This is a genomic window from Crassaminicella indica (assembly GCF_019203185.1).
GTDB lineage: Bacteria > Bacillota > Clostridia > Peptostreptococcales > Thermotaleaceae > Crassaminicella > Crassaminicella indica.
Map to the genome: position 1 here is coordinate 1,183,584 of NZ_CP078093.1, position 13,283 is coordinate 1,196,866.

A 13,283-nucleotide genomic window follows, 5' to 3' on the forward strand; every position below is an offset into this window, starting at 1 on the left:
AAACCGTCAGATAATAAACCTATTAAGAAGGGAAGGGAAAAAATGAAGAAAATCAATGAAGTTGGAATACGATTCAAGTTAATTGCAATATTTGTAATTCTTATTGCTTTGCCACTAATGTGCTTGGGAATAAATGATTATTTGAAGTCGGTAAGTGTAACGGAAAGAGAACTAAAGGCATCTTCTGCACAGACAATAGAGCAATTAAATATGGCTATTACAAATTATTTAGATGGTATTGAGATTTTTGTTGGAGTTATGTCTAATGAAGCAGATTTTGGCGAGATTTTTTCTGATCAAGATGAATTAGAAGAAGTAATGGAAAAATTCGAAAATTTTAAAAATATTCGCAAAGATATTTTATCTATATATATAGGAACAAAAGATAAAAAAGTATATCCTCAACCAAGAGAAAGCTATGATCCTACTCAAAGACCTTGGTACATAGAAGCTGTAAAAAAACAAAAACTAATATGGACACAACCATACAAGGATGAGTTTACAAAAAAATGGATTATCTCATCAGCTAAACCTATATATGATGAAAACGATCAATTAGTTGGGGTATTAGCAGTAGACATAGGATTAGATACTTTAAAGGAAATGCTTAATGATGTAAAAATAGGAGAAAGAGGATACCCTTTTGTAATAGATAGTGATGGAAGAGTTATATTCCATAAAAATAAAGATATTATAGGAAAGGAGCTACCTATTGAGAAAGTAGCTCAAGCAATGGAAAAAGAAAAAAGTGGTGTTGCGAATTACAATTGGAAAGAAAACGGAATGATATATGAAAAATTTGCTGTATATACTACACTAGATAAATTAAATTGGAAAATTGCTGTAGGAATGTATATAGATGAAATAAAAGAAAAAACGGATGATATTTTAAAACATGCTCTTATTGTGGGGAGTATTTCTCTACTGATAGCTATAGGTATTGCATATGCATTTGCTACATCTATTACTAATCCTATCAAGACTCTTGTTCAAGACATGAAAAAGGTAAGTGAGGGCGACTTATCCATAAGGAGAAAAATAAAAAGAAAAGATGAAATCGGACAACTAGAATATCATTTCAATAGCATGGTAGGAGATTTAGCTAACCTTACAAAGAGGATAAAGGATGTATCTATGGATATTACAGCATCAGCTCAAAATTTAGCTGCAACTTCTGAAATGACTAATTCATCAGCTGAAGAGGTAGTAGCAGCTATTGATAGTATTGCAAAGGGTGCAGCAGATCAGGCAGTTGATGCAGAGAAGGGTGTTAATCTTACCATAGAGTTAGCTGATAATTTTAATAAACTAGCAATAAATTTCGATCATATGAAAAAGTCTGCTGGACATGTGATGCGTACAAGTGAAGTAAGTATGAATATGGTCAATGAACTAAAAGAAAAAACAGAACTCAATAATGAAGGTACGCAAGCTATTGAAACAGCTATTATTGATTTAGACAACAGGATAAAAGATATAGGAAATATATTAGAAACTATTGATGCTATTGCAGATCAAACAAATCTATTAGCACTAAATGCTTCTATTGAGGCAGCAAGAGCAGGAGAAGCAGGGAAAGGATTTACAGTAGTTGCTGAAGAGATCAGAAAACTTGCTGAAGAATCAAGAATTTCTTCTCATGAAATCAAAGAAATTATTATAAACGTTCAAGAAGAAAGTAACAATACTGTAGATATTATGAAAGAAGTAAAAGAAAGATCTAAAGGACAAACAGAAGCAGTTGCAGAAGTATACAGATCGTTTGAAAAAATATCAAATGAAGTTCATACGATAACAGAGAAGATTGAACAGCTTAGTGATTTTGCAAATCATTTAAAGGAGGAAAAAGATATTATTGTGAAAGCCATAGAAAATATTTCTTCCGTATCTGAAGAAACTGCTGCATCAGCAGAAGAAGTAAATGCTGCTGTTCAACAGCAAGCAATATCAGTAGGACAAGTTGCAACAGCAGCAGATCGATTGGATGAGTTGGCTATGAAACTCAATAATGATATGGAGAGGTTTACAGTTTAGGTGATATAAAAAAACTCCACTATGGATTAAAATAGTGGAGTTTTTTATAAGCTATTAAATTTTGAAGCGTTCTACTTCTTTTTTTAAGTTTCCAGCTATTTCCTCTAAATGAGTTGCCATAGAAGATACTTCTTCTATTGTAGCTGTCTGTTCTTCAACGCTTGCACTTACTTCTTCTGTGGAAGCTGCTGCTTGCTCAGAGATAGAAGCTATACTTTCTATAGAACGAAATACAGATTCTTTATCATGGTCGATCTGTTCGATGCTTTGTGTAAGCTTTTCTACCTGTTGAATATTTTTTTCAACAGTTTTTATTATGGCTTCAAAGGCATCTGTTGTTTGTATAGATGCTTTAGATGTATCAGAAACAATTTCATTTGCTGTAGCCATATTTTCATTAGCACTTTTTATGCTTGATTGCATTTCGGAGATGATATGCTGGATATCTTCAGTAGCTTTATCTGTTTGTTCAGCTAGTTTTCTTATTTCATCGGCTACTACTGCAAAGCCTTTTCCTGCTTCTCCAGCTCGTGCAGCTTCTATAGATGCATTAAGTGCTAAAAGGTTTGTTTGTGTAGCGATTTGTTTGATAGTATTTACAATATCTCCTACTAAGTCAGATTTATTTGATAATGTATTTACATTTTCATTTACTTTTTTTGTAATATTCAATGTATCATTGATTTTCATTTTTAAGTTATATATGGAGTCCATACCTTGTTTACTTGTAGTACCAGTTCCTTCAATGTTTACTTTTACAAGCTTTGCACTTTCTGTAGTATGGTTTATTGCTTGTCCAAGACTTGATAGCTTTTCTATTCCTTCTGATGATGCTTTTGCTTGATCAGTAGCCCCTTGTGCTAATTCATCTGTAGCTTTTGCTACTTCGCTAATGGTTATGGCTGTTTCATTGGCTGCTGTAGAAAGACTTTCTGAGTAATTATAGGTTTTTTCAGAATGATTTTTAATACTTATAATCATTTTTCTAAGAGCAGTTCTCATGTCTAAAATTGCATTTGCCATAATACCTGTTTCATCATTAGCTTTTTGTAAAGCATCATAAGTTGTATCCTCTGATAAATCTAAATTTGCAGTAGCGTTAATTAATTTTGATAATTCTGTGAGAGGATTTAGTAATCTACCTATTGCAATAAATAAACCAAGACCTATTATTATAAAGGCTATGATTGATGAAATTATGGTTTTTTGAATTACAGCATTTATTGTTTTTTCAATGCCATAAATAGGAATACCTACATCTAAAGCACCTATATGTTTTCCATTGATATATAAGGGAACCATAATATCATAGGTCCAAATTTTTTGTACATCTGCATAGAACTTAGAGGTTTTGATATTTCCATTTACTGCTCCATCTTCTGTATAAGGATCATCTTTATAGACTTTGCCGAGCTTTTGACGATCGCTGTGTGCGATTGCTGTAACATTTTTGTCGATGATTATAGCATAGGCTATATTGTCTTGACTAGCTTTTTGTTCAACAATTTTTTGCATAATTTTTTGAGAGTTTATTTGATCATTTGCTACTCTACCTTCTATTTCTTTTTCTATTTCTTGAGCTAGTTCAATACTTTTTGTTAAAAGAGCTTCTTCCATGTTTGTCTTTACTGTATGTATGATGAGTGTTATCAATCCTGCAAGAATTAGTCCAAACATGAATAAACAGAGGATAGTAATTTTAGATTTTAATGATTTAGTTTTAGAATGTTTTTTCATAGGTGCCCTCCTTATAGACAATTTTCTTTATATTTTGATTATACTAGGAAAATGAATACACTTCAAATTGAAATTAGTTTATGATAGTATCAAGATGCAACATAAAAAAATAAACCCCTTTGAAAGTAAAGAGGTTTATTTTTGGTTATATATTATTTTTCATCATCGTATTCAAATTTGTGAATAGCAGTTTGTAATTCTTTGATAATCTCTTCTAAATCTTGTATAGTTTTTACCATACTTTCAATAGCAGCAGTTTGTTCTTCTGTGGATGCTGCTACTTCTTCTGTATTTGCAGAGAATTGTTCTGTAATGCTGCCTACCTCGTTAATGTTTCTAGTAATGATTTCTGATTTTTCATTGACAATTGCTATTTTTTGATTAGTTGTATACAAGCTATTCTTGGTAGCAGTAAATTTTTCAACAATGTTTTGGAATGAGTCTAATACTTCTGCTAAAACAATTTTTCCTGCTTCGGCTTCATTACTTCCTTCTTCAATAGAATATAGTGCTTTTTTCGTATAATTTTGTATAGTGGTGATCAGATCTTTAATATTGTCTGCTGAGTGCATTGATTCTTCTGCTAATTTTCTTATTTCTTCTGCTACTACTGCAAAACCTCTTCCTGCTTCCCCAGCTCTTGCTGCTTCAATAGATGCATTGAGTGCAAGTAAATTTGTTTGAGTAGCAATGTTGTTAATGATATCAACAATATTTCCTATTTCATTAGAGGTTGATTCTAATTGGTTGATGACATTGGAAGAAGAATTAACACTATTTCTAATTTTATCTATTTGTAGAGCCATGGCATCTATTTTTTCTTCACCAATTGATAAAATTGTATTGGTTTGGTCTGCCTGATCTACAACTTTTGTAATTTCAACTTTCACATCTTCTATATTTGTAACTACACTTTGAATACTTTCTGTTGCTTCGCTGATGGACATAACTTGTTTTTCAGCACCTTCTGCAATGCTTTGGGTTGCACTTGCTATTTGTTCTGAAACATCTTCTACTTGTAAGGATACATCTACTAATTCTTTAGTATCTGATAAAACAGATGTAGAGATGGTATTGATTTTACTGATCATTTCTTTTAAATTATCTATCATTTTATTAAAGCTATTTCCAAGAAGACCGATTTCGTCATTGGAATGTATATTTATTTTTTCAGTCAGATTTCCAGAAGAAGTTTTTTCAGCAAGATTTGATAAATGTTGTAATGGAGCAATGAGTCTTTTAACAAATAAGATTAATAAAAAGCCTCCTATTAATAATGAAATCGTTGAGATAAATATTGATTTTTTAAGGATATCATTTTTTGTATGGTCGAGGTTTTTTAAGGAAAGTCCAACATTTATTGCTCCTATATGTTTGCCATTTTCATATATAGGGATTAATATATCATAAGAAAAAATGCCAGGCTTCCATTCGTATATATCACTATATCTTTTTCCTTCTATCGCAGCATCTTTGCTACCTATATCGTCTAAAGTTTTTCCTATACGATTCTTTTCATTATGTGCTACAATTTTTAAATTTTTATCGATGATACAAGCATATAGTATGTTTTCGTTTTTAGTGATTTCTTCAATAATCTTTTGAGTACCTATTTTATTTTTTAGTATATTTAATTGATCTGCTGATATACCTACTTGTACAATACGATTACGATTTAAAGCTACTGCACCATATTTGAATAATTTACCTTTTTCATAATTGCTTTCTCTAATATTTTCCATCACTTCCCCTTCTCCTTTTTCAAATAAAGGAGATATACAATGGTTTTGAGGATAATTAGTATTTAAAAGAAGCTGGTTATTTGAATAGCGTATAGTTCTATTTGCATCAGCAATATTGATCTCAGAGATATTTAAATTAGTAACAACTTGCTGTAAATATTCATTAGAAATATTCTCTTTTTGCCCTACTAAATATGCGACAGTCCTAATTTTATCCTCTAATAATTTTTCTAGGAGTATTTCAGTTGTTTTGCTATTTTCTATTTCTTTTGCTATTTTTTTTGCTAAAAGTAAGCCATCTACTTGTAGCTGCTCTTGCATTTCTTTATTAACAGTATGTATGGATATAGTAGTAGTAAAGAAAACAATAACGACTAATATGCATAAGAATATGCTTGCAAATTTAAATTTGATAGATATATTTCTCTTTTTCAAATTTTTAACCTCCTCTTTATAATTTAAAGTTATTTTGTATTATAAAATATTTTTTAAGAGAATGATATAATCCCAATAGCTATTTGTTTTTTTAAAATACAATTGTTATAAAAATCAAAGATTTTACGATGAATGCATGCTATGAAAATGCTGAATTTTATAGTGTTTAATATATTAAGGAATATTTTTTAGTCATTGAGTCATTGAAGGTCACGCTCCTTTTGAGTTATAAGTAGTGAAACGTATGTAAAATACTTTATCGGATTATTATTTTAACATAAATTTTATGAAATATAAGGAAAAAGCATGATGATAGGAGAGATAAAATTAATTTTATAGATTATTGTGATGAATGGTAGAATATAAAATAGATATGATAATAGGGAGATGATTATTAGTGGATAGATTAAGAAAGCTAAAAGATTATATAAATAGTCAAGACATATATTTAGTAAAGGAGATACTTGTAGAAGTATTGCTTGTATCAAAAAAAGTAAGAGATATATGTATGAAAAATAAATGCGGTCAGTATCATAACAACTTCATGTGTCCTCCTTATGTAGGAGCTTTAGAAGACTTTGCTGATAGCTTGAAAATGTATACGAAGGGGTTTTTAATTTTGGTAAAGGATAAGATAGACGATCCTTTAGATTATAATTCTTTTTATAAATCAGCAGATGTACTGCATGAAATAATGCTGGATATAGAACAGTATGGAAAAGAATTGGGATATGATAAAGCTTTTGCTTTCATAGGAGGTCACTGTAGACTTTGTGAAATATGTGCTGCTAAGCTTGGAAAGGAAAGCTGTGTAGACACTAAAAGGGCTAGACCTTCTTTAGAAGCAGTAGGTGTAGATGTGATTGAAACATGCAGCAAAGTAGGAATCAATATAGAATTTAAAAAAGATGAGGTTACATGGGTTGGATGTTTATTAATATAGGGACAGATGATCTGTCCCTAATGGATTTCTTCAAATAACTTTTGATATTGTTCAATAGTCAATGATTGATGTCCATCACTTAATGCTTTTTCTGGGTTTGGATGCACTTCAATCATTAGTCCATCAGCACCACAAGCAAGGGCTGCTTTTGACATTGGATTTATTAGTTCTCTTATACCTGTTCCATGACTTGGGTCAACGATTACAGGCAGTCCTGTTTCTTTTTTCATTATTGGAACAGCAGCTAAATCTAATGTGTTTCTTGTATAGTTTTCAAAGGTTCGGATACCTCGTTCACAGAGAATAATATTTTTATTACCATATGCTGCAATATATTCTGCTGCCATGACCCATTCTTTGATGGTAGCACTCATGCCTCTTTTTAGAAGAATAGGCTTTTGGATATTTCCTAAAGCTTTTAGCAGAGAGTAATTATACATATTTCTAGAACCGATTTGAATAATATCAGCATATTCTAAAACTATATTCATATTTTTTTCATCCATAAGCTCTGTAATGATGGGAAGACCTGCTGCATCTCCTGCTTCTCTTAAATATTTTAATCCCTCTATTTCAAGTCCCTGAAAATCATAAGGACTTGTTCTAGGCTTAAAAACTCCTCCTCTTAGGATATGGATACCTACTTCCTTTAGTCTTAGGGCTGTTTCTAGTATTTGCTCTCTTGATTCTACAGAACATGGTCCTGCAATGAAAATAGGAGGATTATCTGTCCCAATTTTTAAATTGCCAATAGAAATAGTGATTGCTTCGCCAGTTAAAACTTTTTTATTCATATTCAACCTTCCTAACTTCTTCTTCTTTGAGTTTATTTACAATGTCTTTGATTTTTGTGTGATTAATAGTGAGATCTTTATTGATTTCATAAAGAGGGATCATAACAAAGGCTCTTTCATGCATTCTAGGATGAGGTATGATTAAATTTTCATCATTAGATGAAAAACCTTCATAAAGCAATAGATCTACATCTATTGTTCTCGGACCCCATCTGATAATTCTTTTTCTTTTCAATATTTTTTCAATATGCTGACAGTAGGATAATAGTTTATATGGATCTAAATTAGTAACAATTTCAAGGACTATATTTAAAAACCAATCTTGATCTGTATAGCCTACGGGTGCTGTTTCATAGAAAGATGATATATTTAAAACTTTAATATCTGGGTGTTCTTTTAACAATTGTACGGATTTTTTTATATTTTCTTTTTTATTTCCCATATTGCTGCCGATTCCAAGATATGCTCTATTCATTTCGCTTTCTCCTTATCTCTACACCAAAATAGTCAAATATGCCCGGTACAGGTGCTTCAGGTTTTTTGATGATAACGTTGATTTCTTGTACTAATGGGAAAGCTTTGAGAATTTCACCTGCAATATTTTCTGCTAATGCTTCAATGAGGTGAAATTTTTTATTTGTTACAATATCTCTTATAAGTGAATAGGCTTCTCCGTAGTGAACTGTATCCTTTACATTATCTGTCATGCCTGCTTTTTTCAGTTCCACGTATAATTCTATATCTATAAAGAATTTTTGACCAAGTATATTTTCTTCATGCATTGCACCGTGATAGCCGTAAAAGCTTAAATTTTTCATTATTATTTTATCCATGGCGTATTACCTCTAACAATAGCATCAGCAACCTTTACTGCTCTAATATTCTCTTTTACATCATGAACTCTCAAAATATCCATTCCGTGCATAATGCCTATGACAGATGTTGCGATAGTTCCTTCTACCCTTTCATTTGCTGGCAGGTCTAGTATTTTTCCAATCATGGATTTTCTAGAGGTGCCTAAAAGAATAGGGTAGCCAAGATCATTTAATTCATGCAGTCTTGACATGACATGGATATTTTGCTCTGGAGTTTTTCCAAAGCCTATTCCTGGATCTAGAATAATATTTTCTTTTTTTATACCTGCATCAAGGGCAATATCAATAGATTTTTTAAGGAATACTTTTATATTTTCCATAATATCTCCATCATATTCTGTACCTATTTGATTATGCATAATCACAATAGGAACCTGATATTTTGATACGACCTTTGCCATTTGTGGATCCTTTTGAAGCCCCCAAACGTCATTGATCATATGAGCACCCATCTCTAATACTTTTTCAGCTACAGCTGCTTTGGTAGTATCTACTGATATAGGAGCATTGATTTCTTTTATGAGCCTTTTGACAACAGGAAGTACTCTAGTTATTTCTTCTTCAGCAGATACTTCAGTATGTCCTGGTCTTGTAGATTCTCCACCGATGTCAATAATATCTGCCCCCTCTTTGATCATTTCCTTTGCATGATGTACTGCCTTTTCTATATCTATAAACTTTCCACCATCAGAAAAGGAATCTGGTGTTACGTTTAAAATTCCCATTATATAGGTTCTACTTCCTAAATTTAATGTATATTCTTTAGCTTTTATATCAACTTTCCTTGAAAAATCATAGTACATTATTTTCCCCCCCTAAAAACCTTAAAATTTAATGAGTGCCATGGCTTCTGCTCTAGCTTTTGCATCCTTTTGGAACAATCCTCTTACAGCAGAGGTAATAGTTTTAGAGCCAGGTTTTTTGACACCTCTCATTGTCATGCACATATGTTCTGCTTCAACTACTACGATGACACCGTAAGGTTCTAGCTTTTCTACTAGTGCATCTGCAATAGAGGTAGTGAGTCTTTCTTGAAGCTGAGGCCTTTTTGAAATAGTTTCTACAACTCTTGCAAGCTTGCTAAGTCCTGTAAGTTTACCATTCTTAGGAAGATATCCAACATGAGCTTTTCCAAAGAATGGAACTAAGTGGTGTTCACATACAGAATAAAAAGGAATGTCCTTTACTAAAACGAATTCTTCATGCTTTTCTTCTTGGAAAAATATTTCTAAATGTTTTTTTGGATCTTCTTTAAGTCCTGAAAAAATTTCTTCATACATATTTGCAATCCTTTTAGGTGTATCTTTTAAGCCTTCTCGATCTGGGTTCTCGCCGATGGCTTCTAATATATCTTTTATGGCTTTTTCTATTTTTGGCTTGTCCATTTTAATTCCTCTTTTCTTATATTTTTATGGATAAAATATAATAGTCTTATAAAGTATCATAATAGAAATGATGAAAATTTTCCATCAATAAATGGGTTGTAGTGCATTTATCTAAATCAAAGGTTTTATCTTCTAATTGAGCTACGGGCATTAAATCCATTAAAGAATTTGTTAGAAAAATTTCATCTGCATTATATAAAGCTTCTTTTGTAAATGTACCAATTTTTAATTGTAAATCAAGCGCATAAATCAATTTAATGATTTGCTTTCTCATGATTCCAGGCAAAATACCACATTGGATAGAAGGCGTATAGATAATTTTATCTTTTACAAAAAATATATTTGTACAGCTGCCTTCACTTAAAAATTCATCAGTATTTAGAAATATAGCTTCGTCATAGCCATTTTTTAGAGCTTCTTTCTTCGCTAATATGTTTTCTAAATAGTTGTTTGATTTTATATAAGTTAGTTTAGAGTATGGATTTTTCTTTGCAGCTGCAAAGGAAACCATAAATCCTTTTTTATAGCTTTCTTTACTGTACGTATTTTCTCGAGTAGTAATCAATAAATCATATCCAGTTTTATTTTTTGCATAAATAATTTTTACTACTCCAAATAATAAGTTATTAAAATGAATGAGTTGATATGTATATGCTTTTATAAGCTTTAAATCATAGTGTAGCTTAATGTTTAATTCCTTGCAACCATTTTCGAGACGGTTAATATGTTCATCTATAAAGTAAATTTTTCCATTATGAACCTTTAATGTTTCAAAGAGTCCATAACCATACTGAAATCCTTCATCGAAAGGGAGTAAAGCTTCTTGAGCCTTTAATAATTTGCCATTGAATGAAATATACATAGATTCCCTCCCTTATCCTTCTAAAGCTTTTATTAGTGCTTTTGCTTTGTGAAGTGTTTCTTCGTATTCTAAATTTGCATCAGAATCCCAAACAATGCCGCCTCCTGCTTGAAAGTAAGCTGTATTATTTTTACAAAGCATAGTTCTTATGACTATGTTTAAATCTATATCTCCATTAAAGCCAATATAACCAATGGAGCCTGTATAGATATTTCTTTGAGTAGGCTCTAGCTCATCAATGATTTGCATAGCTCGTATTTTAGGGGCTCCTGTAATAGAACCACCCGGAAAAGCTGATTTAATACAGTCTATTATGTCATACTCATCCTTTATTTCTCCTATTATAGTAGAAACGAGGTGATAAACGGTTGGATAAGCTTCTAAATGAAATAACTCTGTTACCTTTACCGAATTTGTTTTTGAAATTTTGCTCAAATCATTTCTTTCTAGGTCTACGATCATTAAAAGCTCAGCTTTGTCTTTTTCGCTAGATAAAAGTGTTTCTTTGTTTTTTGTATCTTCTATAAGGCTTTTTCCTCTTGGGATAGTTCCTTTGATAGGTCTTGTTTCGATGATATTTCCTTTTATTTTTATAAATCTTTCAGGAGAACTAGACACAATATGAAAATCACCATAATCTAAAAAACTTGCAAATGGTGCAGGATTGATCTCTCGAAGACGTTTATATATGGAAATAGGATGTTCATAAATACTGCATGAAAATCTTTGAGTTAAATTTGCTTGATAGATGTCTCCTGACTGAATATAATCTTTGATTTTATGTATAGCTTTTAGGTAATCTTCTTTTTTAAAATTAGATTGTAATGATAAAGCCTTTTTTTCTTTAGAGCTTTCTATTTTGGGCAAAGCTTTGCTTTTGATAATATTTTCAATATCTGATATTATTTTTTCTGCATTATCCTTTATCCCTAAAGCAGCAATAGATACTTCATCGGTTTGATGGTTGATAATAATGATGCCATCATAAAAACATAAAAAACAGTCTGGGATATTTACATCATCTACAGCAGTTCTAGGAAGCTTTTCTATGTGATGGCACAAATCGTAGCTGAAGTACCCTACAGCACCACCTAAAAAAGGAAGCTCGGTTTGATAATCCATTTTATATAAGGAAAAAAGCTCTTTAAGCTTTTCAAACGGATTTCCTGTATAAGTTTTTGTATTATGTTTTTTTGTAATAGTGATTTTTGTATTTTTACTTTGAAATATTAAAAAAGGATCAAAACCGATAAAAGAATATTTCCCCAATTTCTCATGATCCATGCCGCTATCTAAAAAGAAGCTGTATTGCTTGTCTTTAAAAAGCGTATATAATTCAAAGCTGTCATATGAAGTATTTATTTTTTTAATAAGCATTACAACACCTACTTTTTTTGGCTTCTATTAAGAAGTTTTCTAAAATTTCCATTCCTTTTTCTGTTAGAATTGCTTCAGGATGAAATTGAACCCCTTCTATAAGATAATTTTTATGCTTGATTCCCATAATTTCTCCATCACAAGTCAAAGCAGTAATCTCAAAGCAGTCTGGAATACTTTCTCTTTCTATGACAAGGGAATGGTATCTTGTTACTTTTAAAGGATTTGGAAGGTTTTTAAATACGCCTTTATTAATATGCTTTATAGGATGAACTTTTCCGTGAACAGGTTCTTTTGCTTTGATGATTTTTGCGCCAAATACTTGTCCGATAGTCTGATGGCCTAAACATATTCCTAAGATAGGAATTTTTCCTTTAAAGGTTGCTACGACATTTTTACAGATACCTGCTTCGTTTGGCGTACAAGGACCTGGAGATAGAACAATCATTGCTGGATCTAAGCTTTCTATTTTCTCTAAGGAAATAGCATCATTTCTATATACAATAACTTTTTCATTTAAGCATTCTAAATATTGTACAAGATTATAGGTGAAGGAATCGTAATTATCAATCATCAGTATCAAGTAAAAAACTCCTTTCTTATGATATTTAATAGTAAAGCTTAGGTGTTTTTCCTACATCAAACCTTTTGCACTGGTCTACTGCACGACATTTAATACAAGGACGAGATAGCTTATCGCCTTTATAAATTATTTTATCTAAAGGATGATTTTTTGAATCATATCTTCGATGGTTTTTAATGGCTTCTTGTATGAGAGCTTGTTCAATATGATCAAAACCACTGCTTTCTAATAGCTCTTTTGCTAGTTTTGCACCTGCAAAGGCATGGTCAATACCTTCTAAATATTCTTTCCACCTTCCGATATCATGAAGAAGAGCAGCTGCATAGATTATATCTTTTTTTATAGAAAGCTTTTCTTCTAAAGATAATATATAAGCAATTCTTGCTACATCTAAAGCGTGTTGAAGGTCGTGATGGCAAAAAATCCGATCTTTTTCAGCTGCTGCATTTTTGTTTAAGTAATATATATATTTTTTATTTTTAATGATTTTGTTTACTCTTTCCATGAACTTACTCC

General features: G+C 31.3%; 13 protein-coding genes. 2 read left to right on the top strand and 11 right to left on the bottom strand.

Annotated features, from left to right (window positions below; all coding sequences use genetic code 11):
- Positions 1 to 42: 42 nt before the first annotated feature.
- Positions 43 to 2,034 (top strand): methyl-accepting chemotaxis protein, encoded by a 1,992-nt coding sequence (locus KVH43_RS05595; protein WP_218283857.1) that lies wholly within the window; start codon positions 43 to 45, stop codon positions 2,032 to 2,034.
- Positions 2,035 to 2,088: 54 nt separating this feature from the next.
- Here KVH43_RS05595 and KVH43_RS05600 read toward each other — a convergent pair whose 3' ends face one another.
- Together KVH43_RS05600 and KVH43_RS05605 are read right to left on the bottom strand one after the other, a co-directional pair.
- Positions 2,089 to 3,771 (bottom strand): methyl-accepting chemotaxis protein, encoded by a 1,683-nt coding sequence (locus KVH43_RS05600; protein WP_218283858.1) that lies wholly within the window; start codon positions 3,769 to 3,771, stop codon positions 2,089 to 2,091.
- A gap of 152 nt (positions 3,772 to 3,923) precedes the next feature.
- On the bottom strand, positions 3,924 to 5,948 hold the full coding sequence (locus tag KVH43_RS05605; RefSeq protein WP_218283859.1) for a methyl-accepting chemotaxis protein: 2,025 nt from the start codon (positions 5,946 to 5,948) through the stop codon (positions 3,924 to 3,926).
- Between the two features lie 397 nt (positions 5,949 to 6,345).
- On the opposite strand from KVH43_RS05605, the gene KVH43_RS05610 reads away from it, so the two are divergent.
- Positions 6,346 to 6,891 (top strand): DUF2284 domain-containing protein, encoded by a 546-nt coding sequence (locus KVH43_RS05610; protein ID WP_218283860.1) that lies wholly within the window; start codon positions 6,346 to 6,348, stop codon positions 6,889 to 6,891.
- A 17-nt stretch (positions 6,892 to 6,908) separates the two neighbouring features.
- Here the strand turns inward: KVH43_RS05610 and aroF are convergent, their stop codons facing one another.
- The 9 genes from aroF to KVH43_RS05655 are packed head-to-tail and all read right to left on the bottom strand — an operon-like array spanning position 6,909 to position 13,272.
- The gene (aroF, locus tag KVH43_RS05615; protein WP_218283861.1) at positions 6,909 to 7,685 is read right to left on the bottom strand and encodes a 3-deoxy-7-phosphoheptulonate synthase; all 777 of its coding nucleotides are present in this window, start codon (positions 7,683 to 7,685) and stop codon (positions 6,909 to 6,911) included.
- The gene (gene folK, locus KVH43_RS05620; RefSeq protein ID WP_218283862.1) at positions 7,678 to 8,160 is read right to left on the bottom strand and encodes a 2-amino-4-hydroxy-6-hydroxymethyldihydropteridine diphosphokinase; all 483 of its coding nucleotides are present in this window, start codon (positions 8,158 to 8,160) and stop codon (positions 7,678 to 7,680) included. Before folK ends, aroF begins: the two co-directional genes overlap by 8 nt.
- Positions 8,153 to 8,518 (bottom strand): dihydroneopterin aldolase, encoded by a 366-nt coding sequence (gene folB / locus KVH43_RS05625; RefSeq protein ID WP_218283863.1) that lies wholly within the window; start codon positions 8,516 to 8,518, stop codon positions 8,153 to 8,155. Before folB ends, folK begins: the two co-directional genes overlap by 8 nt.
- Entirely contained in the window at positions 8,506 to 9,363 is an 858-nt protein-coding gene (gene folP / locus KVH43_RS05630) for a dihydropteroate synthase (protein ID WP_218283864.1), read from the bottom strand. Before folP ends, folB begins: the two co-directional genes overlap by 13 nt.
- Before the next feature lie 21 nt (positions 9,364 to 9,384).
- Entirely contained in the window at positions 9,385 to 9,945 is a 561-nt protein-coding gene (folE, locus tag KVH43_RS05635; protein WP_218283865.1) for a GTP cyclohydrolase I FolE, read from the bottom strand.
- Positions 9,946 to 9,991: 46 nt separating this feature from the next.
- Positions 9,992 to 10,807, bottom strand: coding sequence for an aminotransferase class IV (locus KVH43_RS05640; protein WP_218283866.1), 816 nt, complete (start codon positions 10,805 to 10,807; stop codon positions 9,992 to 9,994).
- Positions 10,808 to 10,819: 12 nt separating this feature from the next.
- Positions 10,820 to 12,184 (bottom strand): aminodeoxychorismate synthase component I, encoded by a 1,365-nt coding sequence (pabB, locus tag KVH43_RS05645; protein ID WP_218283867.1) that lies wholly within the window; start codon positions 12,182 to 12,184, stop codon positions 10,820 to 10,822.
- Complete coding sequence (locus tag KVH43_RS05650) at positions 12,174 to 12,767, bottom strand: anthranilate synthase component II (protein ID WP_218283868.1); 594 nt, start codon at positions 12,765 to 12,767, stop codon at positions 12,174 to 12,176. The genes pabB and KVH43_RS05650 overlap by 11 nt, the downstream gene beginning before the upstream one ends.
- 25 nt (positions 12,768 to 12,792) lie before the next feature.
- Complete coding sequence (locus KVH43_RS05655; protein ID WP_218283869.1) at positions 12,793 to 13,272, bottom strand: HD domain-containing protein; 480 nt, start codon at positions 13,270 to 13,272, stop codon at positions 12,793 to 12,795.
- Between the last annotated feature and the right edge of the window lie 11 nt (positions 13,273 to 13,283).

Bases quoted from the DNA above. Each gene is read 5' to 3' on its own strand.
- KVH43_RS05595 (WP_218283857.1), top strand. From the start codon at position 43: ATGAAGAAAATCAATGAAGTTGGAATACGATTCAAGTTAATTGCAATA.
- KVH43_RS05600 (WP_218283858.1), bottom strand. From the start codon at position 3,771: ATGAAAAAACATTCTAAAACTAAATCATTAAAATCTAAAATTACTATC.
- aroF (WP_218283861.1), bottom strand. From the start codon at position 7,685: ATGAATAAAAAAGTTTTAACTGGCGAAGCAATCACTATTTCTATTGGC.
- folK (WP_218283862.1), bottom strand. From the start codon at position 8,160: ATGAATAGAGCATATCTTGGAATCGGCAGCAATATGGGAAATAAAAAA.
- folB (WP_218283863.1), bottom strand. From the start codon at position 8,518: ATGGATAAAATAATAATGAAAAATTTAAGCTTTTACGGCTATCACGGT.
- folP (WP_218283864.1), bottom strand. From the start codon at position 9,363: ATGTACTATGATTTTTCAAGGAAAGTTGATATAAAAGCTAAAGAATAT.
- folE (WP_218283865.1), bottom strand. From the start codon at position 9,945: ATGGACAAGCCAAAAATAGAAAAAGCCATAAAAGATATATTAGAAGCC.
- KVH43_RS05640 (WP_218283866.1), bottom strand. From the start codon at position 10,807: ATGTATATTTCATTCAATGGCAAATTATTAAAGGCTCAAGAAGCTTTA.
- pabB (WP_218283867.1), bottom strand. From the start codon at position 12,184: ATGCTTATTAAAAAAATAAATACTTCATATGACAGCTTTGAATTATAT.
- KVH43_RS05655 (WP_218283869.1), bottom strand. From the start codon at position 13,272: ATGGAAAGAGTAAACAAAATCATTAAAAATAAAAAATATATATATTAC.